Origin of the sequence: Rheinheimera sp., assembly GCF_037442345.1 — a bacterium.
GTDB lineage: Bacteria > Pseudomonadota > Gammaproteobacteria > Enterobacterales > Alteromonadaceae > Pararheinheimera.
The window spans coordinates 20,767-45,820 of sequence record NZ_JBBIQL010000029.1 but is presented as its reverse complement, the minus strand read 5'-3'; the positions used below and the strand labels follow the sequence as shown (position 1 = coordinate 45,820).

At 52.3% G+C, this 25,054-nt stretch carries 19 protein-coding genes; 6 read left to right on the top strand and 13 right to left on the bottom strand.

Translation table 11 applies throughout. The features are described from left to right. Positions 1 to 70 precede the first annotated feature (70 nt). From rmf to WKJ04_RS16130, 5 genes are all read left to right on the top strand, one after another. Positions 71 to 253: a ribosome modulation factor gene (gene rmf, locus WKJ04_RS16150; protein ID WP_337881360.1), complete on the top strand. Its 183-nt coding sequence runs from the start codon at positions 71 to 73 to the stop codon at positions 251 to 253. 146 nt (positions 254 to 399) lie between these two features. After that, positions 400 to 930 carry a YaeQ family protein gene (locus WKJ04_RS16145; protein ID WP_337881359.1) on the top strand — a complete coding sequence of 177 codons (531 nt, stop codon included), beginning with the start codon at positions 400 to 402 and terminating at the stop codon, positions 928 to 930. 103 nt (positions 931 to 1,033) lie between these two features. Beyond that, the gene (locus WKJ04_RS16140) at positions 1,034 to 1,951 is read left to right on the top strand and encodes a rhodanese-related sulfurtransferase (RefSeq protein ID WP_337881358.1); all 918 of its coding nucleotides are present in this window, start codon (positions 1,034 to 1,036) and stop codon (positions 1,949 to 1,951) included. 172 nt (positions 1,952 to 2,123) lie between these two features. Continuing rightward, positions 2,124 to 2,675: a cytochrome b gene (locus WKJ04_RS16135; RefSeq protein ID WP_337881357.1), complete on the top strand. Its 552-nt coding sequence runs from the start codon at positions 2,124 to 2,126 to the stop codon at positions 2,673 to 2,675. Continuing rightward, a complete protein-coding gene (locus WKJ04_RS16130) occupies positions 2,672 to 3,244 on the top strand; it encodes a YceI family protein (RefSeq protein WP_337881356.1) in 573 nt (190 codons plus the stop codon). The genes WKJ04_RS16135 and WKJ04_RS16130 overlap by 4 nt, the downstream gene beginning before the upstream one ends. 56 nt (positions 3,245 to 3,300) lie before the next feature. Here WKJ04_RS16130 and WKJ04_RS16125 read toward each other — a convergent pair whose 3' ends face one another. From WKJ04_RS16125 to ubiG, 7 genes are all read right to left on the bottom strand, one after another. After that, the gene (locus WKJ04_RS16125) at positions 3,301 to 6,252 is read right to left on the bottom strand and encodes a TonB-dependent receptor (protein ID WP_337881355.1); all 2,952 of its coding nucleotides are present in this window, start codon (positions 6,250 to 6,252) and stop codon (positions 3,301 to 3,303) included. Positions 6,253 to 6,322: 70 nt separating this feature from the next. After that, positions 6,323 to 8,974, bottom strand: a complete 2,652-nt coding sequence (locus tag WKJ04_RS16120; RefSeq protein WP_337881354.1) for a family 16 glycosylhydrolase — start codon at positions 8,972 to 8,974, stop codon at positions 6,323 to 6,325. A gap of 163 nt (positions 8,975 to 9,137) precedes the next feature. Beyond that, positions 9,138 to 9,392 carry a class I ribonucleotide reductase maintenance protein YfaE gene (gene yfaE / locus WKJ04_RS16115; RefSeq protein ID WP_337843207.1) on the bottom strand — a complete coding sequence of 85 codons (255 nt, stop codon included), beginning with the start codon at positions 9,390 to 9,392 and terminating at the stop codon, positions 9,138 to 9,140. 1 nt (position 9,393) lies between these two features. Continuing rightward, complete coding sequence (nrdB, locus tag WKJ04_RS16110; RefSeq protein ID WP_337881353.1) at positions 9,394 to 10,524, bottom strand: class Ia ribonucleoside-diphosphate reductase subunit beta; 1,131 nt, start codon at positions 10,522 to 10,524, stop codon at positions 9,394 to 9,396. 71 nt (positions 10,525 to 10,595) lie between these two features. Next, positions 10,596 to 12,884 carry a class 1a ribonucleoside-diphosphate reductase subunit alpha gene (gene nrdA / locus WKJ04_RS16105; protein WP_337843205.1) on the bottom strand — a complete coding sequence of 763 codons (2,289 nt, stop codon included), beginning with the start codon at positions 12,882 to 12,884 and terminating at the stop codon, positions 10,596 to 10,598. 353 nt (positions 12,885 to 13,237) lie between these two features. After that, entirely contained in the window at positions 13,238 to 13,903 is a 666-nt protein-coding gene (locus WKJ04_RS16100) for an HAD-IA family hydrolase (RefSeq protein ID WP_337881352.1), read from the bottom strand. Next, positions 13,897 to 14,607, bottom strand: coding sequence for a bifunctional 2-polyprenyl-6-hydroxyphenol methylase/3-demethylubiquinol 3-O-methyltransferase UbiG (gene ubiG / locus WKJ04_RS16095; RefSeq protein WP_337881351.1), 711 nt, complete (start codon positions 14,605 to 14,607; stop codon positions 13,897 to 13,899). The genes WKJ04_RS16100 and ubiG overlap by 7 nt, the downstream gene beginning before the upstream one ends. Positions 14,608 to 14,796: 189 nt before the next feature. Between ubiG and gyrA the strand changes: the two genes are divergently transcribed. Then, entirely contained in the window at positions 14,797 to 17,451 is a 2,655-nt protein-coding gene (gyrA, locus tag WKJ04_RS16090) for a DNA topoisomerase (ATP-hydrolyzing) subunit A (RefSeq protein ID WP_337881350.1), read from the top strand. A 76-nt stretch (positions 17,452 to 17,527) separates the two neighbouring features. Here the strand turns inward: gyrA and WKJ04_RS16085 are convergent, their stop codons facing one another. From WKJ04_RS16085 to WKJ04_RS16060, 6 genes are all read right to left on the bottom strand, one after another. After that, positions 17,528 to 18,202 carry a response regulator transcription factor gene (locus WKJ04_RS16085; protein ID WP_337881349.1) on the bottom strand — a complete coding sequence of 225 codons (675 nt, stop codon included), beginning with the start codon at positions 18,200 to 18,202 and terminating at the stop codon, positions 17,528 to 17,530. After that, a complete protein-coding gene (locus WKJ04_RS16080; protein ID WP_337881348.1) occupies positions 18,199 to 19,188 on the bottom strand; it encodes a DUF4118 domain-containing protein in 990 nt (329 codons plus the stop codon). Before WKJ04_RS16080 ends, WKJ04_RS16085 begins: the two co-directional genes overlap by 4 nt. Beyond that, positions 19,188 to 20,675 carry a TrkH family potassium uptake protein gene (locus WKJ04_RS16075; protein WP_337881347.1) on the bottom strand — a complete coding sequence of 496 codons (1,488 nt, stop codon included), beginning with the start codon at positions 20,673 to 20,675 and terminating at the stop codon, positions 19,188 to 19,190. The genes WKJ04_RS16080 and WKJ04_RS16075 overlap by 1 nt, the downstream gene beginning before the upstream one ends. A gap of 95 nt (positions 20,676 to 20,770) precedes the next feature. Further along, entirely contained in the window at positions 20,771 to 21,688 is a 918-nt protein-coding gene (locus WKJ04_RS16070) for a histone deacetylase family protein (protein WP_337881346.1), read from the bottom strand. Continuing rightward, a complete protein-coding gene (locus WKJ04_RS16065) occupies positions 21,685 to 23,535 on the bottom strand; it encodes a GNAT family N-acetyltransferase (protein ID WP_337881345.1) in 1,851 nt (616 codons plus the stop codon). Before WKJ04_RS16065 ends, WKJ04_RS16070 begins: the two co-directional genes overlap by 4 nt. Positions 23,536 to 23,586: 51 nt before the next feature. Beyond that, positions 23,587 to 25,038, bottom strand: a complete 1,452-nt coding sequence (locus WKJ04_RS16060) for a PLP-dependent aminotransferase family protein (RefSeq protein ID WP_337881344.1) — start codon at positions 25,036 to 25,038, stop codon at positions 23,587 to 23,589. Positions 25,039 to 25,054: the final 16 nt, after the last annotated feature.

The window sequence follows — 25,054 nt, the reverse complement described above, 5'->3', positions numbered from 1 at the left end:
CTTTGCTCGACTATCTATAACTTAGCAACGCCAGTTGCTTGTATCAGATCAGATCGAGGAAGACTCTATTATGAAAAGACAGAAAAGAGATCGTTTAGAAAGAGCCCACGCCCAGGGTTATCGCGCTGCTGTCACTGGTCGTTCTAAAGACAATTGCCCTTACCAAAACCTCGATGCCAGGTGCCAATGGCTCGGAGGTTATCGCGAAGCGATGGAAGATAAATCAATCGGTCTTTTTGCCAAAGGCCAATAATCCACCGAATTAAAGGAAACAAAGGCCCTGCATTGCGGGGCCTTTGTCGTTTCTGCCAGCTGTATTGGCATTCGTTATGCAGCAATTTCCGCGATCTGGCGTTCTGAACTACACTCAGAAAGACATAAAGCCAGAGCGGAGGTTGTATGCAACTGGCGACCAAAGTGGTACGTCTTGATCTGAATTACAGTTCAGAGCAAAGCCATTATTACCGCAAAACTACCTGCTATCTGGCCCCGTTCCGGGACGAAAGCGCAGAACATTTTGCCCGCCGCATGCTGGCTTATTTGTCGTTGTTTGAGCTCTCCCCTGAAATAGCACGGCAAGATGGCCGGGGTAAAAGTCCGGATCTGTTTGTTGAAGACCAATACAGCCAACTGCAGCTCTGGTGTGCTGTGGATGCGCTGGATGAAAAGCTTGTGCAGCGCGCCAGCCATCAGGCAAAACATGTATTGCTGATGCTGGACGAACAGGATTACCGAAAGACCAAAGGGGCCTATCGTCAGCATTTTCCGAATCTGAGCTGCACTGTGCTGGCGCATGAACTCTTGCTGGCATTTTGCGACATGCTCAAAGGTCATATGCATTTGGATGTGTGGCGTGAAGGGGAGTTGTTACTGATCACAGATGGCCAGCATAGCCTTGAACTGCAGTTTCCCCCGGAGCTGTTGCACTGACCGCACTACGTCGTCCGGCTTGCGTCTGAAGCCGGCTTGGTTATAATGGCGGCCGCTTTTTTGCCCCGGATTTGCGATCCGGTTTTTGCAGAAGGAAAATCTGATGTTTGTTGTTGCCGCTTTGTATAAATTCGTTCGTTTGCCTGACTATCAGGAGCTGCGTGACTCCTTATATCAACACCTGGTTCTGAATAAGGTGAAAGGCACTTTGTTGCTGGCCGAAGAGGGCATTAATGGCACCATTTGTGGCCCGCGTGAAGGCATAGACGCGATGCGTGACTGGTTTGCCAATGACAGCCGCTTTGCTGGTATGTCGTACAAAGAGTCTTTTGCTGAGACACAGGCCTTTTACCGCACTAAAGTCAAACTGAAAAAAGAAATTGTCACTATGGGGGTGGAAGGTGTCGACCCGGCCCACATAGTGGGGACCTACGTCAAAGGCGAAGCCTGGAATCAGCTGATTTCCGACCCGGATACCATTCTGGTGGATACCCGCAATGACTATGAAGTGGCCATAGGTACCTTTAAGAATGCCGTTAATCCAAATACCACCAGCTTTCGCGAATTTCCACAGTGGGCGGCGGCCAATCTGGACAAAACCAAACACAAAAAAGTGGCGATGTTCTGCACAGGCGGGATCCGCTGTGAAAAATCAACGGCTTATCTGAAGGAGCAGGGCTTTGAACAGGTGTACCATCTGGACGGTGGCATTCTGAAGTATCTGGAAGAAATGCCGGAAGAGAACAGTTTGTGGCAGGGCGAGTGTTTTGTCTTTGACCAACGCGTTGCGGTAAAACATGGTCTGGAGCAAGGCAGTTATGATCAGTGTTATGCCTGTCGTATGCCATTGTCACCGCAGGATCTGCAATCTCCGCTGTATGTGAAAGGCTTGGGGTGTCCGCATTGCCATGACAAAATTACCGACGAACAACGCGCTTCGTTTGCAGAACGTCAGAAGCAGATTGAGCTGGCGAAAGGCCGTGGTGAACAACATATCCGCGATGGCAAAGTTCAATTCTGAGCAGTAACCTCAGCAGACTAAGGAGCCGGTAAGGCTCCTTTTTTTTTGCTTGTAAAAATAGTCATTGGGGTATTTGCTTCTAAAAAATTGAATTAAATTAGCTATTTTTAGCTATTTTAATTCGAAAAACGAAACGATAAGCTGAGTTCACTGAACTAACTGAAGGTCTGTTATGAAAAGTTATAGCCGGCTGCAAATCAGCCTGCACTGGATAGTGGCCCTGATGGTGATTGGCCTCTTTGCATCCGGTTTCTGGATGGTGGAGCTGACCTATTACAGCCCTTGGTACAAAACTGCGCCATTCTGGCACAAAAGCGTCGGGCTGGTATTGGCACTGCTGGTGCTCTGGCGTTTGCTGCTGCGGTTGAACAACGGGCCTGTAGAGCCAGTCTCCGGTCACAGCAAGGCGGTCACAAAAGCGAGTCATCTTGCTCATGCTGCTTTGTATCTGTTGCTGGTACTGATTGTCTGCAGTGGCTATCTGATTTCAACAGCGGATGGACGCGGCATTGAAGTGTTTGGCTGGTTCGAATTGTCTTCATTAGGACAACTGTTTGACCAGCAAGCCGATCGGGCTGGTCTGGTACATCAGTGGGCTGCTTACAGCCTGATTGCACTGGTTGTGCTGCACGCGCTGGCGGCTCTTAAACACCATTTTGTAGATAAAGACCTGACGTTAAAACGTATGCTCAGCTCAAACTTAAATGAGGAAATAAACCAATGAAAAAGTTAATTCTGGCAACTCTGTTGTCTGCCGTGATGATGGCCCCGGCTTTACAGGCCGCAGATTATGAAATTGACACCAGCGGCGCTCATGCTTTTGTTAATTTTAAAGTCAGCCATTTAGGTTACAGTTGGCTTCATGGTCGTTTTAATACCTTTAAAGGTACATTCAGTTATGATGCGGCCAAATTGGCGGATGCTAAAATTCAGCTGGAAATCGATACGGCCAGCGTTGACTCCAACCACGCCGAACGTGACAAGCATTTACGCAGCGCTGATTTCCTGCACGTAGACAATTACCCGAAAGCCAGCTTCAGCAGCACCAAAGTGGTGCCCAAAGCAGACGGTAAGTTTGACCTGGTGGGCAATTTTACCTTTCATGGTGTGACCAAAGAAATCACCATTGCTGCCAGCAAAACAGGGGAAGGCAACGATCCATGGGGTGGTTACCGCGCCGGTTTCCACGGCACCACCGAAATCAAGCTGTCCGACTTTGGCATTAAAAACATTTTAGGCCCAGCATCCGAGACTATTTATCTGGATCTGGTGGTTGAAGGCGTTCGTAAGTAACAGGTAAAAATAACAGAGCCCCTGTAACAGGGGCTCTGCAGTTCACTTCCCGTCCGTTAGAAACGGTAACGTGCCCCCACTGAATAGCGTGGTCCGTACTGACGGGCAAACAGGAACTGCTCTTTAAAGCGGCCATAACCCCGTTCAGTTTCGTTATTCAGGTTGATCCCTTCAACAAAGACGGTCAGCTCTGGTGTCAACTCGTAGTTCACACTTAAATCCCACTGACCATAAGTTTCAGCAAACTGCGGTGGTGCATCTGCTGAACCTTGTGACTGACCTACACCTATCAGGTACTCATCACGCCAGGCGTACGTAACTTTTACGGACAAGCCATCCTGCTCATAAAATACCTGCAGGTTGGCCGAATCGCTTAAGCCGGTTAAAGGCGCTTGTTGTTGCAGACTGTACACATCAAATTCCACGTCGCCGTCAACAAAAGTCGCGTTGGCGCCTATGCCAAAGCCGGTCTCACCAAGCAGATGCTGAATCGCCAGCTCATAACCATCGACCGATTTGGCATCTGTGTTCGCTGGCTGGCTGATTTGCCAGACGATCAACGGGTCTGCTGCGGTAGGTTCAATTTTACCCTCCGCATTACCGGCACCGTTGGCCAGCATCTGTTCGAAGATGGCGGTACTGGTGGCTTGCTCACCGCGGGCCTCAATATCCCTGACCGCCTGCTGGTAACGTGGGCCATTCAGAATGTCATGCAAACCCTCTATGGTGGTTTCTGTAATGGTGGTTTGAATAAAATTATCGACGTCTTTGCGAAAGTAGCCTATCGCTGCATAGCTGCCTTCGCTGTAGTAATACTCCAGTGTTAGATCAAGGTTGGTGGATTCAAAAGGCAACAAATTGGTATTACCCTGACTGCCGCTGCGCGAACCAGGCTTCGGGCTGCCACTCAGAGCGCGGCCTCCGGCCAACAAACCAAGTGGGGCTCTGGTAATGGTTTTACCCCAGGAAAACCGCGCCACCAGATCATCGGAAAGGTCGGCTTTCAGATCAAACATCGGCAGTAACAAATCATGCCGGCCTTGTTGCTCGAGGAAGTTGTCGGTGCCGCCTTGTTGATAGTGAGTGATCCATTCCGATGGACTTTCCCAGTTCACCTGGGTTTCTACACGTTGGCGCACTGTACTTGTCACGTCGGTTTCTTCGTAACGGACTCCTATATTGAACTGCAGCGGAATGGCGGCAACTTCAGTATCCCATTGGGATTGCAGGTAAATACTGCTGGTGACTTCTTCCACATAGCTTTCGCTGTCAATCCCGTCAATATAAGGGTCAATCGAATAGACATCCGCTCCCATGACCTCTTCTGTCAGAAAGGCCAGCTGGCGGGACAGCGCTTCGTCAAAATCGTAGCTGTAGTAGTAATGTGGATTCAGGCTGCCCATAGAAAACTGATCCAGAAAACCGGCGGTGCTGTGCAGCGTGAACATACTGTCAGGAAAAATCTGCGGGTAGGCGGGGTTAAAGCCTGGGCCACCTCGCAAACCGCTCCAGCCCGAATGGCCGCCCATGCTTTGTTCCGTGCGCGCAACACCGAATTTCAGGTTTACCAGCGGAATGTTGAAATCGTTGTTGGTCCACTGACCGTTCAGTTGCAACTGCTCAATAGTGGTTTCGCCGGGGGAATGGGTGAACTGACTGAAGTTGGAATCAATTTCACCTGGGCTTAATTCATTGCTGCCATTTTTCCACAGGATCCAGGCCTGGGGCACCTCGCCGGTTCGGTAATCGTAGTACTTGGTGATCAATTGGTCTGAACCAAGAATGATTTGGCCCTGACTGCCGAGACCATGGTCTGCACCGTTGTCGGCTTTGTTGTCTGAGTCATGGTAGTCCAGCGCAAACTGCCAGTCGTCGTTGAGTGTCCAATCCAGGTTCAGGCCAATGGACTTTGCGTCAATTTCCGTTGTGCCCCGGTTGGCGGTGAAAGAACCGTCATTGCCGCCAATATCGGCATAGACGGCTGTGCCGTTTTCATCCAGCTCATACGCATTAATATTGCCGCCAAACTCATTCCAAATGCCCCAGCCAATACTTTCACTGCCGGTTACCGCCTTGCTGGCGGTGTAATCCAGGGTCGCAACAAAGTTGTCGACCGGAGCAAACTGCAAGGTCAGTTGACCATTGGTCCGCTCCCGTTCAATGTCCTCAATGCCGTAGTTCATATCTTTTGGAAAGTAGTAATTGCCGATCTTCTCTCCGTCTGCACCTGCAGGCCGGTGATCCACCGCAAATTCAGGGTCCAGCTCAGGCAAGGCCACATTGGCCTGCCAGCCCTGAATATTGGCCTGCTGTTTCTGAAAATCCCGCTGCTGATGCGAAAATGAAAAGGCGATACCGTAACGTTCATCGTCAAAAGTGTTGCTGTACACGGCAGCCAGTTCGGGGGTGACATCGTCGCCTTTGACATTGGAGCTGTCATAAATACCTTTGGCGGAGACTGAGCCATGCTGACCCGGATTGGCCAGTGGTTTGGTGGTGACTATGTTGACTGTTGCCCCCAAACCGCCACTGGGGTTTTCAGCCCGTGCTGTTTTTTGGATCTCCAGGGCACTGACGCCTTCAGAGGACAGGTTTTCCAGATTGAATGATCGGGTATAACCTGTGCCGGGCATCTGCCGGCCGTTTAAGGTGATAAGGTTAAAATCCGGCCCGAAACCACGTACAGTGATCTGACTGCCTTCACCATTGGCACGGCTGACCGACACCCCGGTAATACGCTGCAAAGATTCAGCCAGATTGGTGTCGGGAAATTTGCCCATTTCTTCGGCCGAAATGGCATCGACCACGCCATTGGATTCACGTTTGATGTCCATGGAGCGGATCAAGCTGCCACGAATGCCTTTGACCTGAATTACTTCTACTTTTTTGTCCTGAGCCTCAGGGGCGTTTGGCTGCTCCTGTGCATACAACACAGAGCTGGTACCGGATGCCAGAACTATGGCGACGGCCAGAGCCGTTTGGCTGGGTGTAAATTGTCTGATTTTCATAATTAAACCTGTTGCTTATGCGCAGCACAGGCGCGTCATTCCGGCGCCTGTATGCGGGTCTTATTCATTGTTATTGTTGGCTGATTTTGACGTTATCGAGCCGGTAGACAGCACCATTGCCGGCGCCCCAGGCTGGAAACACCATCAGCACGTCTATCGCACTGACGTCCAGGCCTTTGTCTGCCAAATCTTGCAGCCGGTAGCTGTAGGTCTGCCATTGGCCTGGTGTCGGGTTTTTCCCTTCCAGGCTGTCACTGAGTTTGAGTTCAACAGCGGATGCTGCATCAAAGCCTTCAATTTTGAACAACCACTGAGCAGAAGAGTCATTGGGCATAGAGATGACTTTCATGTCAAAACGGACCATACCGCCGGACAGCAGGGCACTTGCGTCGTAATAAACATCGTCATCGGCCAGCAGTCCCATCACAGTGGGAGCAGCACCGACGATAAACTGTGCCGTCGCACCATGGTCCGTGTCGTCTTGTTCCACTGTTGGGGTGGAGCCACCGCAGCAATCCCAAATGCTCCACTGTTCTGCAACCTGGTCGGCAAATAGGGTCAGGCCTGGTTCTGCGTCAGCCGTCGGGTCGTAAATCTGCGCATTATCAACACGGTAGACGGCGCCTTCGCCTGAACCCCAGGCAGGAAAAATCATCACTACATCAATGGCACTGATGTCCAGGCCTTTTTCGGCCAGTTTGGCCACAGGGAAGCTGTAGGTTTGCCACTGGCCTGTGACAGGAGCCTGACCTTCGATACTTTCGGTCAGATTAAAATCAATGGCTTCAGCGGCATTGTTGGATTCCAGTTTGACAAACCATGCCGCGCCTGCCGTTGCCGGTGCGTTGACCACCTTCATCTCAAAACGCAGTACGCCACCGTCCAGCAAGGGGGTTGCGTCAAAAGGTTTATCTGTACCACCATTGGCGGCTCTGGTGATGAAACCCATCACGGTCGGTGTAGCGCCAATGCGAAACTCCGCAGTCACCCCATGACTGGCGTCGTCCATTTGTTCTGTAGGGTCAGAGCCACCGCAGCAGTCCCACATAGGCCAGTCTGTATTTTCCTGGTCAGCAAACAACACCAATTTGGGTTTGGTACTGGCCGGGCCCATTATTGCCAGATCATCAATCCGGTACACAGCGCCGTCACCATTGCCCCAGGCAGGGAAGATCATCACCACATCAATGGCGGAGAGATCCAACCCGGCTTCTGCCAGCTGTTTTAATGGAAAGGTATAACGTTGCCATACACCTGCCGCAGGGGAGACCCCCTCGGCACTGGCGAATAAATCGAGTTCAACCGCACTGGCTGCATTGTTGCTTTCGACTTTCAGTTTCCAGGCAGCCGCCGGGTTATTGGGGGCTGACACCATTTGCATCATAAAACTCAAGGTGCCGGTTTGCAGTAAAGGGGACGCGTCAAAGGGGGAAGGCACACCGGCAGGGTCGGTAATAAATTCAGCTCTGGTGGTAAAGCCGTTGACAGTGGGAGCAGCGGCGACTTTAAACTCCATCACAGGCCCTTGCTGAGCGTCTGTCACAACAGAGGGCGTCGTGCCACCACAGCAGTCCCAGGCAGCCCAGTTTGGGTTGGGTGTGCCGTCGAAAATGGTCAGGTTTTTCGCCACACCATCGGAGGGCGGGACTGGTACTGGCGCTTTGCCTTCCACCAGGCCATCATCCAACTTATCGTACCCTGGGCGGATGGTTTCACAGCCTTTGCCTGTGTCCGGGTTTGAGGCGCATTGGTAAACACGGACATAATCGACGATAAAACGTTGGCCATTGCTAAACGCGCTGGCGTCAATGCCTTTGTTATTGACGTTTTCCGGCCAGTTACCACCTACCGCCAGGTTCAGGATCAGGAAAAACTCCTGGTCGAACGGCGCGCTGCTCCAGAAAGTTTTCAGTGCACCATCGGTTTGACTGAAATACTCAGTAAACCAGCCTTTGTGCTTCAGGCCGACGGCTTCACCTTTGCTGTTAAAACGGACTTCCGTCTGACGTTGGGTGGCAAACAGGTAGTTATCCACATACCAGCGCAGTTCGCCCTGTTGCCATTCAACGGCATAGGTATGGAAGTCATCCGCCGGGTTGGCGCCGCCCGGCAATTGATAGCTTTTGCCGGAGCTTTGGTTGGCCGGCCAGGGTTTGCCATAGTGCAGGGTGCCGTGCACATTGGACTCCACCAGCCCGGTGCCGTCTTTCACTTTCAGGTTGACCGCTTCCATAATGTCAATTTCGCCTGACCGGGGCCAGTCACCATACACAGACTCGGTCGGCATCATCCAGAATGCAGGCCAGGAACCCTGACCAAAAGGCAGTTTGGCCCGCATTTCCATCCGGCCATACTTAAAATCAGCCTTGTTTTTGGTGGTGAGACGGGCTGAGGTGTAAGGTTTTTCTGCGCCTTCAGCGGCAGGTTTGGCGACAATATGTAGCATCCCATCACTGATGAAAGCGTTTTCTTTGTTGGCGGTGTAACATTGCTTTTCATTGTTGCCGCCGCCAGCACAGTTCACTTCAAAGTTCCACTTGTTGGCATCTATAGCTGAACCACTGAACTCATCGCTCCAGACTAAAGTCCAGGCTGACACAGGCTCGGAAGGATTTACTTTTTCAGGATTGGTCTGGGTTTCAGCGCCGCCGCCACAGCTGATTAACCCAAAAGATACGAGGCTGATGCAAAACGCATCAACCCAAATAGTCCGTCTTATCATAACTCTTGCCCTGTTGTTATTTAGTTATCAGGTCAGCTCAGAGTGAACACTTTGTGCTGCCTACGCTTTTGTAAGCGCTTTCAGAAGCGTATTTGCAGATCAACAGTTGGTCAATAAAAAAGCAAAAATTATTTTTTCTGGATTCAGGTGAACAGCTTGAGGATCAGGGAACTTCGATTTCAATATCGCCGGCAGGGACGCTGCAACAGGGCAAAAACTCCCCTTTACGCACAAAAGCTAAAGGTTCATTCAGGTAGGTTACAGTGCCGCTTAACAGCTTGCAGCGGCAGGCACCGCAGTAGCCTTCTCGGCACTGGTAATTCACCTGCTGCTGGCCGGCTTCCAGCGCGTCGAGCAGGCTGCCATGCTCCGCGCTGAATTCAACGCAGAGCTGGCCATTGACCAGTACCTTGGGCATATCAGAGGTCGAAATCGCCGAAGTCGGAGCTATCGACTTCGTTGTCGATCTGGCCAACCAGATAAGAGCTGATTTCGGATTCCTGTGGTGCGACCTGAACGTTGTCAGACACCAGCCAGGCATTGATCCAGGGAATAGGGTTTTGGGTGGTTGGGAACACCGGCTTCATACCAATGGCCGCCATACGGATATTGGTAATGTACTCCACATACTGGCACAAAATGTCTTTATTCAGGCCAATCATAGAACCGTCTTTAAACAGAAATTCTGCCCATTGTTTTTCCTGCTCGGCGGCGCGGCGGAAAATGGCATAGGCTTCTTCTTCGCATTCTTTGGCCACTTCGGCCATTTCCGGGTCGTCTTCACCGGCGGCCATAATATTCAGCATATGCTGAGTACCGGTCAGGTGCAGCGCTTCGTCTCGGGCAATCAGTTTAATGATTTTCGCATTGCCTTCCATCAGCTCACGCTCAGCAAAAGCAAAGCTGCAGGCAAAGCTGACATAAAAACGAATGGCTTCCAGCACATTCACTGACATCACACAGAGGTAGAGTTTACGTTTTAACTCACGCAGGCTGATGTGATGGGTTTTGCCCTCAATCTGGTGGGTACCAATACCGTGCAGGTGGTAGACATTAATGGCTTCGATCAGGTCGTCGTAGTACTTGGTGACTTCGTCCGCACGCTCAATAATGCGTTCGTTTTCCAGAATGTCGTCAAATACCTTGTGCGGTTCGTTGCTGATGTTGCGCACAATATGGGTGTAGCTGCGGCTGTGAATGGTTTCACTGAAGGCCCAGGTTTCAATCCAGGTTTCCAGCTCAGGCAAGGATACGATGGGTAGCAGCGCCACATTCGGAGAACGGCCCTGAACGGAGTCCAGCAAGGTTTGATACTTCAGGTTGCTGATAAAAATATGTTTTTCGTGCTCAGGCAAATGCTGAAAGTCGATACGGTCTTTGCTGACATCCACTTCTTCCGGACGCCAGAAAAAACTCAGCTGCTTTTCGATCAGTTTTTCAAAGATGCCGTACTTTTGCTGGTCGTAACGCGACACATTGACAGGGTTACCAAAAAACATCGGTTCTTTTAACTGGTCGTTATTGGTCCGGTTAAAGGTGGTGTAAGTCATTTACGCAATTCTCTTAGTATTCGTGCCACAACAGAAACAACAGCGGGGCCTGTCAGGCCCCGGTTTGGATATTATATTTTGCAGGCGCCACCGGCGCAGCCATCGTCTTCAACTGCCGCAGGTTTTAAATCTTCCTGCACGTCGGACGCACCGTCACGGGTGTTGTGGTAGTACATGGTTTTAACACCGAGCTTGTACGCCGTCAGCAAATCTTTCAGTAACAGCTTCATTGGAACTTTGCCACCGTCAAACTTACCCGGATCGTAGTTGGTGTTGGCAGAAATGGTCTGGTCGATGAATTTCTGCATAATGGCCACCAGGCTCAGGTAACCGTCGTTACCTGGCATATCCCACAGCAGCTCGTAGCTGTCTTTCAGCCGTTCATACTCGGGCACTACTTGCTTCAGGATACCGTCTTTACTGGCCTTGATACTGATATGGCCACGTGGCGGTTCAATGCCGTTGGTCGCATTGGAAATTTGCGATGAGGTCTCAGACGGCATCAGCGCCGACAGGGTGGAGTTACGCAGACCATACTGTACAACATCTTTGCGCAGCTGTTCCCAGTCATACTGCAGCGGTTCAGCACAGACTTTGTCCAGGTCTTTTTTGTAGGTATCAATCGGCAGGATACCTTCGGCGTAAGTGGTTTCGTTAAATTTCGGGCAAGCACCAAATTCACGGGCCAGCTTGTTAGACGCTTTCATCAGGTAGTACTGAATGGCTTCAAAGGTACGGTGCGTCAGGCCATTGGCAGACCCGTCTGAGTACTTCACGCCATTTTTCGCCAGGTAGTAAGCGTAGTTAATCACGCCAATGCCCAAAGTACGGCGACCCATGCTGGCATGGTAAGCCGCAGGAATCGGGTAGTCCTGATAGTCCAGCAGGCTGTCGAGCGCACGCACCGCCAGCTCAGCCAGTTCTTCCAGTTCATCCAGATTCGAAATGGCGCCCAGGTTAAAGGCTGACAGGGTACAAAGTGCAATTTCACCGTTTGGATCGTTCACATCTTCCAGCGGTTTGGTCGGTAGCGCGATTTCCAGGCAGAGGTTACTCTGACGCACCGGCGCGTATTTAGGATTAAAGGGGCTGTGCGTGTTGCAGTGATCCACATTCTGCAGGTAGATACGGCCTGTGCTGGCACGCTCCTGCATAAAGAGTGTAAACAGCTCCAGCGCTTTAATACGTTTTTTGCGGATGCTGCCATCGTTTTCGTACTTGACGTACAGCTCTTCGAATTTTTCCTGATCTTCAAAGAAGGCGTCGTACAGGCCTGGTACATCCGATGGGCTGAACAGGGTGATCATGTCGTCTTTGATCATCCGGGTGTACATCAGGCGGTTAAACTGCACGCCGTAATCCAGGTGACGTACCCGGTTTTCTTCCACGCCGCGGTTGTTTTTCAGCACCAGCAGCGATTCTACTTCCAGATGCCACAGCGGGTAGAACAGGGTGGCTGCACCACCCCGCACACCGCCTTGTGAGCAGCTTTTCACCGCAGTCTGGAAATGTTTGTAAAACGGAATACAACCAGTGTGGAAGGCTTCGCCGTTACGGATTGGGCTGCCCAAAGCACGGATACGGCCTGCGTTAATTCCAATACCAGCGCGTTGGCTGACGTATTTTACGATGGCACTGCTGGTGGCATTAATCGAATCCAGGCTGTCGCCGCATTCAATCAGTACACAGGAGCTGAACTGACGGGTTGGGGTGCGTACGCCGGACATAATGGGCGTAGGCAGAGAAATCTTAAAGGTGGACACCGCGTCGTAGAAACGACGGATAAAGTCCAGACGGGTGGCTTTTGGGTAATTGGCAAATAAACAGGCGGCAACCAGCATATAGAGGAACTGCGCACTTTCGTAAATTTCGCCGGTGACGCGGTTTTGTACCAGGTATTTGCCTTCCAGCTGTTTCACGGCCGCATAGCTGAAATCCATATCACGTTCGTGATGGATAAAGCTGTCCAGCTGCGTCAATTCTTCCGGCGTGTAGTCGGCCAGAATGTGCGCGTCGTAGCGTTTGGCTTCGACCATTTTTACCACGTGATCGTACAGTTTTGGGGGTTCAAACTGACCGTAGGCTTTTTTGCGCAAATGGAATATGGCCAGACGGGCGGCCATATACTGGTAATCCGGGGTTTCTTTGGAAATCAGATCGGCAGCAGCTTTAATAATGGTTTCGTGAATGTCTGAGGTTTTGATGCCGTCGTAAAACTGAATATGTGACCTTAACTCAACCTGAGACACTGAAACGTTGGATAAGCCTTCCGCCGCCCAGTCGATGACACGATGTATTTTGTCCAGATCTAACGCTTCGCGCTGACCGTCTCTTTTGGTTACGTATAATGGTTGAGTCATTTGAGCCAAGATTCCTTCTGTATTGTTATCTTTTTTTCTACCGCTTTTTCTGAAGAAAAGAACGATCAATTCAACCCAATTCTATGCCTATGGTGTTAGCGCACGGTGTGACACAACATCTTGGGTTTACAGGTGAACGGATCACAAGATAGAGGGGTTGCACCCTGATTGCAAGCCCTTTGCGGAGGCGAAAAAATAGACATGTTAGTGGTTGCTAACGCTGAAAATGCGTAACCGAAACCTACCTTCAGGATGCAATAGATCTTAAGAAAAAAACTTCAGCTTTTGTTCGTCGATTTTTTATCTGGACAGAAAAAAGCCAGTGTTTAGTCACTGGCCATTTTGCTGGAAAATTAAACAGTTTTATGAAGGAAATCTGTCAGTTGCAGCAAGCTGCCGATTTGGCAGTCTGCTTGCCATAATTCGGGTTGATCGGTTTCGGCCAGGTAACCAAAGCCGGCCAGTACAGTGCGCATACCCGCCCGGCGGCCTGCTTCTATATCGCGTTCAGCATCGCCCAGGTACCAGCAATCGGCTGGCGCTATGCCCAACTGATGGGCAGCTACCCAAAGTGGGATGGGGTCAGGTTTACGCACAGGCAGTGAGTCACCACCAATCAGAATACGGCAGTCAGTCAACTGCAAGGCCCGGCAAATCTGCGCGGCAAAGCGATAGGGTTTGTTGGTGACAATACCCCAGGGGATCTGCTGGGTGCGTAAATAAGCCAGCAGTTCAGCGCCCCCCGGAAACAACTGACTGGTTTCACCATTGTGCTGTTGGTAGAAGTCCAGGAACTGCTGGCGCAGCAGCTCATAGGGATAGTGGGGTAACGAGTCGGCAAAGCCCAGCTCCAGTAGTCCCCGCACGCCATGAGAGGCCACAGGCCGGTACTGCGCATAGCTGGTGCATGCTTTGCCATGCAGCTGCAGCACATGGTTTAATGCCGCCCCCAGATCCCGGGCTGTATCCACTAAGGTGCCGTCCAAATCAAACAGCACCGCCTGTTTGGGCTTTAGCATGGTTTACGCGCCACCACAAAGTAGTTCACATCCAGACCTGGGCCTGTTTTAAAACTCTGGTTGATTGGGTTGTAATGCAGGCCAGTGGCGTCAACCAGTTCCAGCCCAGCATTTTCAATGGCACGCATTAAGTCGGATGGGCGGATAAACTTATTAAATTCATGGGTGCCCTGAGGCACCAGCTTCAGCAGACGCTCAGCGGCTACTATGGCCAGCGCATAGGCTTTCCAGGTTTTGTTTAATGTTGAAAACACCAGGGTTGCGCCGGGTTTGGCCAGCGTGGCACAGGCGCGGATCACAGATTCCGGATCAGGCACATGCTCCAGCATTTCCATGCAGGTGACCAGGTCAAATGCTGCAGGGTGCGCTTCGGCAAAGGCTTCCGCTGTGCTTTGTTGATAGCTGATTTGCACCTGAGCTTCTAAAGCATGCAGGCGGGCTACAGTTAACGCTTCGTCGGCCATATCGATACCGGTCACTACTGCTCCGGCTCGCGCCATGGATTCCGCCAGAATGCCGCCACCACAACCCACATCAATGGTGGTTTTGCCAAACAGCCCCTGTACCTGATCGGCAATGTAGCTCAATCGGGTCGGGTTTAACTGATGCAGCGGTTTAAATTCGCCTTGCGGGTCCCACCAGCGGGAGGCAATTTCATTAAATTTGGCAATTTCGGTGGAGTCGACGTTAGATGCAGAAGTCATAACCAGTCTCAGAAAAGTTTTTTGTCATTATAAGGACTCCTGTTGTTTGAGCAATCGTCAGTCGCGCTGTACAAAAGCGGTTCACCATGGCAAGGTGCTCGTTCCGGTGGTAGAATCCGCCTTTGTCCTGCGACTAATGACAGTAAGAAACGCAGGTTATCTTATTGATTTAAGGGAAAAAAGCTGTTTATGACTAACTTGGCCAAAGAAATTGTTCCCATTAATATTGAAGAGGAATTAAAGAACTCTTACCTCGATTACGCGATGAGCGTCATCGTAGGGCGGGCCTTGCCTGATGTGCGTGATGGCTTAAAGCCGGTACACCGTCGTGTCTTGTTCGCGATGAAGGAACTCGGCAACGACTGGAACAAAGCTTATAAAAAATCCGCCCGTGTGGTTGGTGACGTGATAGGTAAATACCACCCGCATGGCGACAGCGCTGTGTACGACACCATAGTGCGGATGGCTCAGCCTTTTTCTCTGCGTTATATGCTGGTGGACGGCCAGGGTAACTTCGGTTCGGTGGACGGCGACTCTGCCGCAGCCATGCGTTACACCGAAGTGCGGATGGCCAAAATCACCCAGGAATTGCTGGCTGATCTGGACAAAGAAACCGTTGATTTTGTGCCGAACTACGACGGCACCGAACAAATTCCTGCAGTACTGCCAACCAAGATCCCGAATTTATTGATCAATGGTTCCAGTGGTATTGCTGTGGGTATGGCGACCAATATTCCGCCACACAACATCACCGAAGTGATCAATGCCTGTCTGGCCATTATTGCCAACCCGGACATCACTATTCCTGAACTGATGGAATACATTCCAGGCCCGGATTTCCCGACTGCCGCTATTATCAATGGCCGTCGTGGTATTGAAGAGGCGTACCGCACCGGTCGTGGCAAGGTGTATATCCGCGCGAAAACCCATGTGGAGACCGACGATAAAACCGGCCGTGAATCCATTATCGTCACTGAAATTCCTTACCAGGTGAATAAAGCCCGTCTGATTGAAAAAATCGCCGAGCTGGTCAAAGAAAAACGTATTGAAGGCATCAGTGCGCTGCGTGACGAATCGGACAAAGACGGTATGCGTATCGTCATCGAAGTCAAACGTGGTGAATCCAGTGACGTGCTGCTGAACCATCTGTTCGCCAATACCCAGATGCAGACGGTGTTTGGTATCAATATGGTGGCGCTGGACCAGGGCCAGCCGAAGTTGCTGGGTTTAAAAGAAATTCTGGAATGTTTCGTGCTGCACCGCCGTGAAGTGGTGACCCGCCGTACCGTGTACGACCTGCGTAAAGCCCGTGACCGGGCCCATATTCTGGAAGGTCTGGCCATTGCGCTGTCGAATATCGACGAAATTATTGAGCTGATCAAAACCTCGGCCAGCCCGGCTGAAGCCAAAGCGGGTTTAGTGGCGCGTGGCTGGGTGCTGGGCAATGTGCAGGAGATGTTGGAACGGGCCGGTGAAAGCGCGGCCCGCCCTGAATGGCTGGAAGAGCACTTTGGTATCCGTGACGGTTATTATTACCTGACGGAACAACAGGCGCAGGCCATTCTGGATTTACGTCTGCACAAACTGACCGGCCTTGAGCACGAGAAAATCCTCGACGAGTACAAAGAGCTGCTGGCGCTGATTGCCGAATTACTGCACATTCTGGCCAGTTCTGAGCGTCTGATGGAAGTGATCTGCGAAGAGCTGGAGGCAGCCAAAGCCCAATATGGCGATGCCCGCCGCACTGATATTCAGGCCGATGCGCTGGATATCAATATGGAAGACTTAATTGCCGAAGAAGACGTAGTGGTGACCCTGTCGCACTTAGGCTATGCCAAGTACCAGCCGCTGTCCGATTATGAAGCCCAGCGCCGTGGTGGCCGTGGTAAAGCCGCCACCACAGTGAAAGACGAAGACTTCGTTGACCAGCTGCTGATTGCTTCTACCCATGACACTATTCTGTGTTTCTCTGACCGTGGTCGCCTGTATTGGCTGAAAGTGTACCAGTTGCCGCTGGCGTCCCGTCAGGCCCGTGGTAAGCCTATTGTGAACCTGCTGCCGCTGGAAGAAAACGAACGTATTACCGCCATTCTGCCGGTGCGTGAATACGAAGAAGGCAAATACGTCTTTATGGCGACGGCCAACGGGACAGTGAAGAAAACGGCGCTGACCGAATACTCGCGTCCACGTTCAAACGGCATTATCGCGGTGAACCTGAACGAAGGTGACCAGCTGATTGGTGTTGATATCACCGATGGCAACAGCCAGATCATGTTGTTCTCCGACGACGGTAAAGTGGTACGTTTCCACGAAGAACAAGTGCGTGGCATGGGCCGCACCGCCACAGGTGTGCGTGGGATCAAACTGCGTGAAGGTGGTTCGGTCGTCTCCTTGATTGTGCCTAAAGCCGATGGCGCTATTCTGACCGTGACTGAAAACGGCTATGGCAAACGCACGCCACTGGATCAGTACCCGCAGAAGAGCCGTGCCACTCAGGGTGTGGTCTCTATTAAGGTGTCTGAACGGAATGGCCTGGTGGTGGGTGCTGTGCAGGTCAGTGCGCTGGATGAAATCATGCTGATTTCAGACAAAGGCACGCTGGTCCGTACCCGGGTGAAAGAAGTATCACTGGTGGGTCGTAACACCGCTGGTGTGATTCTGATCCGTACCATTGAAGGTGAAAAAGTTGTGGGCGTACAGCGCATTGACGAGATTCAGGATCAGGAAGAACTGGAAGCGGCAGAAGCTGAAGCGCGGGCAGAAGCCGCTGCTTTAGTGGCAGAGCCTGACGAAGCGGCTGATGCAGAGTCGGATGCCGATGAGATCCAGGCGGACGACGAATAATCTGCCGAAGGTTCAGTAAAAAGGCCGGAGTTTTACTCCGGCCTTTTTGTTTTTTTCGAACGCCTTTTACAGCAGATTAATCAATGCAAAGCCGGTAGCCGACACCGGGTTCGGTGCGAATAAATTGCGGGGTGGCCGGTTGGTGCTCCAACTTTTGCCGCAGCTGCGCCATATGCACCCGAACATATTCCGGCCTGTCCTGGTACATCTCTCCCCAAATCTGCTTCAGGATCTGGTTATGGGTCAGTGCCTGATTGGCGTGACGGCATAACATCAACAACAGTTCATATTCGGTTTTGGTCAGATGCACGGCTTGGCCGCCTTTGCTGACTTGATGCTGCACCGGGTTCAGCACAATATCGCCAAACTGAAACTGCTGGCTTTGCCCCCTGGGCACCCGCAAACAAGCGCGAATACGGGCCAGCAGTTCAGCCGAGCTGAACGGTTTGGTGACATAGTCATTGGCACCGTAGTCCAGTGCTCTGACTTTGTCCTGCTCTTTGCCGCGTGCCGAAATCACTATGACCGGTAAATCGGACCAGCTGCGCAGTTGCTGCAACAGGCTGATGCCGTCCATATCGGCCAGGCCTAAATCCAGTAACAGCAGATCGCAGTGCTGCTGGCTTAACCAATGCAGACCGGCCTGGCCATGAGCCAGAATTTCTGTTTGATAGCCCTGGCTTTCAAGCAACGTCTGCAAGAAGCTCTGCAAGGCACTGTCGTCTTCCAGCAACAAAATTCTGGTGCTCATTGCGGCCACTCCAGTACTGCGGTCGCCAGGCCGTCCTGCAGGCGAAATTCGAACTGGCCACGATGCAGCCTGGCAATGCTCTGGCAAATGGCCAGGCCCAGATTGTAACCACTGTCGGCCTGTTGTGGCCGGTCCGCCAGTGCATTGCTCAAGGTCAGTTGGTAACCCTGGGGTTGTTTTAAAAACTGCAGCTGAAAAGGGGCCTGCCCATACTTCCAGGCATTTTCCAGCAGATTAGCCAGCAGAATCTCCAACAACTCCATATCTCCGGTCAGTTCAATAGCGCCGGACAGCTGAAGCTGCTCGGCCAGGGCGGTTAAATCCTCAGCGCGGCGGGCCAGGGCGGCGGCGACCAAATCGTCTGAACTGAATGAACTGGTGCTCAACGGACCCGTCAGCTGGGTTTTTGACAGTTCCAGTACTTTTTCGAAATGCTGGCTTAACAACAGGCTTTGCTGGTAAATATTCTGCGCCTGTTGCTGACGCTGCTGTTGGTTCAGGGGGAGTTCGGTGTCGGCCAGCATACTGGACGCGCCCATAATGGTCGCCAGCGGTGTGCGCAAATCATGTGACAAAGAGCGCAATAACATGGCTTTCTGTTGTTCCAGCCGGGCCTGCACTGCGGATTTTTGAGCCTGACGGCGTAAGTGCCGCACCCGTTGCCGTCTGGCTCTGGCCTGGTCGGCCCAATAACTGACCATTACGCCAAAAAACGCCATCACCAAAAAACTGATGACAAAACTGGCATCGTGCACAGCCAGGGTGTAGTAGGGTGGTACAAAACACCAGTTCACCACCAGCACGGCGGTCAGGGTGCTCAGCAGTGCTGGCTTGTAGCCGCTGCGCTGGGCCAGGTAAACCAGCCAGAGCAGCTGCAGCATAGCGACATCGGTCGGACTGATCAGGCTGCGAAGCGGCAACAGCACCAGGCCAATCAGCACAGGGCAACACAAAGCCAGAATCCAGAACCCAAAAGTAACACGCATCAATACCGCCAGTACGCCGGAGTGAATAAAATCAGCAAGGTCAGAATTTCCAGCCGCCCCAACAGCATACCAAGGCTCAGCCACCATTTAGCGGCATCCGGCAAGCTGGAAAAATTACCGGCCGGGCCAATGATGCTGCCAAGACCAGGGCCAACATTGGCGACAGCGGTGGCCGCCCCTGTGACAGCTGTGACCAGATCCAGTTCACAAAATGCCAGCATCATAGCGATAAAACCAATAGTGGCGAAATAAACAAAACAAAAGGCCAACACATTACCCAGCAGCTGGTCATCAATTTTACGTCCGCCATAACTGGGGTTCCAGACGGCTTTGGGGTGCACCAGCAGTTTCAGCTGTTTGTACAGCAGCAAAGCACACAGCTGAATACGGAAAATTTTTAACCCACCGGAAGTGGAACCTGAACAAGCGCCGGCAAAGGTCAGGTAAAAAAACAGCATAATGGCCATATTGCCCCACAGTGTGTAGTCTTCCGACGCATAGCCACAAGTGGTGATCACCGACACCACATTAAACAGGCTGTGGGTGGCCGCTTCAAACCAGTCGCGTTGATTGTGCCAGACCTGATAGCAACAGAGCACTGAGGCTGATGTCAGCACAATCAGCAAAAAACTGCGTACCTGGGGGTCTCGCCACAGTGCACTGCGATCGCCCTTCACCCAACTGACAAAAAGTACAAAAGGCATGGCAGCCAGCAGCATAAAACCGCTGCTCAGCCACAGCAGCAACGGGGTGTCTTTGTAAGTGCCAAAGGAAGCGTCATAGTTGGCAAAACCGCCGGTGGCGACTGTCGTCATGGCATGGGTAATGGCATCGAAGCCTGTCATACCCGCGGCAAAATAACTCAGGCAGGTCAGGCCGGTCAGTGACAGATACACCAGGCCTATCGCCGCTGATAACGAGGAGCTGCGGGGCAGAATTTTGTCCGACGTGTCGGAATTTTCGGTTTTAAACAGCCGCATACCGCCAATTTTCAGTGCTGGCAAAATGGCAATGGCCATCACAATAATGCCTATGCCCCCTATCCAGTTCAGTACGGCGCGCCAGAACAACACGGCTTTGGGCATCGTATCCAAACCAGATAATACTGTGGAGCCAGTGGTCGTCACTGCAGAGACGGTTTCAAATACCGCATCGGTCAGGGTGCATCCGGGCACTAACAGGTAAAGAGGTAACGCAGAAAACAGACAGAGTGACAGCCAGCTTAAGGTGGTGAGTAAAAACAGCTGCCGGTTTTTGATCTGCTCCGCATGGCGGCCTTTGTATTTCAGTAAATAACCGCAGCTGAAGGTAAACAGGCCGCTGCCTAAAAATACCCACAGCGCGGCTTCGGCGTAATACACGGCCACCAGCATGGCCATCAACTGAACCGCAGACAACAGCAGCAACAAATGCCCGAGCACTTTGCAAATCATCCGGTAACCTGAACCTGAAACGGATTGGGCAAACACAACAGCAGGAACTGACATAAAAATACACCAGCAGCAGGAGGACCTCATCTTCTGCTGCCAGTCTATATAACTGGCAGCAGGGCTGTTATAAAGATTGTATAAAGAACATCTGCTTACAGCTGACCTTTCAGGTATTGCACCACAGAACGGGCCAGCGGGCTGTGCTCGTAACCGCCTTCGAGCATTGACAGCAGCCGGCCCTGGCTGTGCCGGGCTGCCAGTTGCGCCAACTGCTGGCCCAGCCAGAAATAATCCTGATCCGTCAGTTTCATCTGACCCATTTCATCCTCGATATGGGCGTCAAAACCGGCCGACACCAGCACCAGTTCTGGCTGAAACTGGTGCATCAGTGGCAACCATTCATCCAGCCAGCGCTGACGGTACAAAGCGCCACTGGTGCCGGCATCCAGCGGCATTTTGATAATGGAACCGGACCTGCTGATCGGATCGGTATAAGGGTAATAAGGATGCTGGAAAGAAGAAAAAAACCGCACCCTGGCTTCGTGTTGGAAGATATCTTCAGTGCCATTGCCGTGATGCACATCAAAATCAACAATCAGAATACGCTGTACCTTATAGCGCTCAAGCGCATAAGCGGCGGCAATGGCAATATTGTTAAACAGGCAAAAGCCTTTGGCGGCAGCACGCTCGGCATGATGGCCCGGCGGGCGCACCAGACAAAAGGCTTTGCGATCGGCACCTTGCATCAGATAATCGATAGCGCTGATGCCACAACCGGCTGAATACAGTGCAGCCCTGAGCAGTTTGGCGTTCAGTTGGGTGTCGTCATCCAGCCAGATATGGCCGTGCTCCGGCACCAGTTCAAACAAAGAATCGACATAAGCCCGGTCATGGGCCAGATACAGATCGTCGCGGCTGGCTGCGTTGCCGTCCCGTTGCTCCAGCACATAAGCCAGGCCTGAACTTAGTAACTGGTCCTGCACCGCGTGCAGTCGCGATGCGGATTCAGGGTGGTCATGACCAACATCGTACTGCAGGCAACGGCCATGGCTGAAAATACAAATACTCATTGGGGATGTTTCTCAACAGCATGCAGCGGCAGCTCCAGGAAGACTTCATCCGGATCGCCGCTTTTCAGCCGTTTAAAACCGGCTTTTTCAAAGACTTTTTGCATAGGTTTATTGTCTGAACGCACGTAAGCCAGCATCCGGCTCAGCGCACGTTTTCGCGCAATATCAATCATTTCCTGCAGCAGGCGTTTGGCCATGCCTTTGCCCTGGTGTTTTTCCCGGGTGACAAAGGCCACTTCACAGCTTTGGTCGGCATCGTTCAGGTAATAGCGGCCGACCGCCTGGATCTCCAGAATGGAGCCTTTTTGTTTAACGATACAAAGCGCCAGGTCGCGGGACTGATCCACGCTGACCAGGGTGCAGGACTTCTCCCGGCTCATTTGTTTCGGGTGATGGTTGTAACGCAGCAGCAGGGTCTCTTTGGTATGCGAATAAAAAAACTCCTGTAAACGACGCTCATCCGCCGGGTTTAGTGGCCGCAGGTCAAACTCTTCACCGGCAATTTTTAAGGTTTTGACCCCAAGGTTACCCAACTCAGGCACATCTTTCGGGTAATCCTTCTGGTAATGCGGTACCCAATAGTGTTGCCGTACCTGCTCCAGCAAGGCTTTGCGAAATTTCGGGTGCGCCACCCGAATGAGCTCCAGTGCGCGTTCGCGGATGCTTTTTCCCCTTAAGGAGGCTACGCCGAATTCAGTCACCACATAATGCACATGACCGCGGGAGGTCACCACACCGGCACCTTCACTGATCTGTGGCACTATGCGTGACACAGTGCCGTTTTTAGCGGTGGATGGCAGGGCGATAATCGGCTTGCCGCCTTTACTCATGGAGGCTCCGCGGCTGAAATCGACCTGGCCACCAATACCGCTGTAAAACTTATGGCCAATGGAGTCGGACACCACCTGGCCGGTCAGGTCCACTTCAATGGCGCTGTTGATGGCGACCATCTGGTCGTTGCTGGCAATATGGGTTGGCGAGTTGACGTATTCACTGGGGTAAAACTCCACATGAGGGTTGTTATGCACAAAGTCATAGAGCGCCTGGCTGCCCATACAAAAGCTGGTGACGGTTTTGCCCGGGTGAAAGCTCTTTTTACTGTTATTGATCACACCTTTGAGCACCAGTTCCATCACGCCATCAGAAATTACTTCACTGTGAATGCCTAAATCCTTGTGGTTACCCAGGTAACGCAGCACGGCTTCCGGAATTTTTCCAATACCCAGCTGCAAAGTCGCGCCATCTTCCACCAGCATCGACACATACTGACCAATACGCTCAGTCACGGCATCCAGTTTGGGCGCATCCAGCTGAGGCAGCGCCTGTTTGGCTTCAATACAGGCATGAATTTGGCTTTGATGAATAAAGGTATAACCGCTGGTGCGTGGCATCAGCGGGTTGATTTGCGCTATGACCTTTTTGGCTGAACGCACTGCGGCAGACACCACATCGACCGATACACCAAGCGAGCAATACCCCAGCTCATCCGGTGGGCTGACCATCACCAGGGCCGCGTCCAAAGGCAATACTTCCTGTTTAAACAAAGACGGAATTTCCGACATAAAACAGGGGGTGTAGTCGGCGCGGCCTTCGGCGACGGCCTGGCGTACCTGGTCACCGCCGATAAACAGCGCATTGACCTTAAATAAATCCTGCAGGCCCGGTTCTACCCAGGGGTTGTTACCCAGTACCATCATTTGCACCAGTTCGATGTCATGCAAACCTTTGGCATGGGTCATCAAATCGGCCAGCAACGCCTGCGGTGCTGCCGCATGGGAGCCGATAAAAATCCGGTGGCCTGATTGCAGTAAGTCCTGCCAGGGCAGGGAGCTGGTTTTTTTCGCCATATATCCTCAGTCTGATCAGACTAACGTGCCGCAGTGGTTTTGTCTGTGCGACTATAGTCGGCTTTGTTGCATAGGCGGCTGATCCAGCGCAAGGCTTTGCAGTTCCTTGCCAAGCAACAACCAAAATTCCCGGTTCAGGCACTGGGTGACATTCAGTCGGGTAAACTGGTCGGCGTCTGGCTGGCTGCTGAATTGCCGACCCGGTGCCAGCAGCACCTGATGTGCTGAGAGCCGCTCTGACAGCACAGCACTGCTGATCCCATCGGGCAAACGAACCCAGATTAAAAATCCACCTTCAGGTTTTAATGGCAGGCTGCAGCCGAGCGCCTGCAAGTGATGCTGAACTTTGGCCCTGGCTTCAGCTAAACCTCTTCTGAGCTGTTCAAGGTGACGTTTATAGCCACCTCCGGTCAGCGCCAGATACATCAGCCGTTCACTGCTGCTTGACGTTGACATACCGGTGATCAACTTCAGATCGGTCAGGCTTGCGATCACGTCGGGAGCTCCGGCGATAAACCCAACCCGTAAATCCGCCGACAGTGTTTTGGACAAACTGCCCAGGTAAACGCTGTCAACCAGGCCGGTCAGGCTGGCGTACCGCGGGGCTGGGCTGCTTTCAAAATCCGCATAAATATCATCTTCCACCAGCAACACCTGATGCTGCTTCAGCAGTTGCAACACCTGATAGGCGCGGTGACTTTTCACACTGGCCCCACTGGGGTTGGATAACATCGAGTTGGTCAGATACAGCCTGGGTTTAAACTGCTGCAGCTGCTGCTCCAGCACGGCAAGGTCCGGCCCATCCTGCTGCCGCGGCACTGGCAAGACCAGCGCCTGATGCAGCTTTAGCAAGGCAAAAAAATTATAAAAGCCAGGATCGTCCACCACCACCGCGTCACCAGGACGCAGGTACTGGCGCAAAATTAAATCCAGTGCATGGGATGCACTCTGAGTCAACAGCAACTGAGCAGGAGTCAGCTCCAGGCCCAATGTCTTCAGCCGGTCTGTTAACTGCTGACGCAACGGGAAATAGCCCTGAGCAGCCCCATAATCGGTCAGTGTCTGGCCTTGCCTGGCCAGTTCCCTCAATCCCTGGCGGATCAGCAGATCCGGCAGCCAGTCGGGCCCCAGCCAACCGGCAGAAACTTTCAGCCAGTCGGACTCGCGTTGCAGCGTCTGGCGCATCAGCTGTACGTCTGAAGCATGTTCACTGTGCTGGTATTCTGCTTCCAGCACATGCGTGATCACGCGGGGGGCCCGCACATACACGCCGCTGCCGGCCTGAGCCTGCACCAGCCCGGCAGCGCCCAGCCTGTCGTATAAATCGGACACGGTAAATTTACTGACAGCCAGTTCAGCCGCCAGGCTGCGGATGGGCGGCAGCTTTTCTCCGGCGGCCCAGCGACCGGTTTCTATGGCGGTCTTGGCCTGCACAAACAGCTGCTCGACAAAGCTTTGCCGTGCGCTTTTGTCCAGCTGCCACTGCAGCAATGAAATTGTCATGGGTTTCCCACCTGTA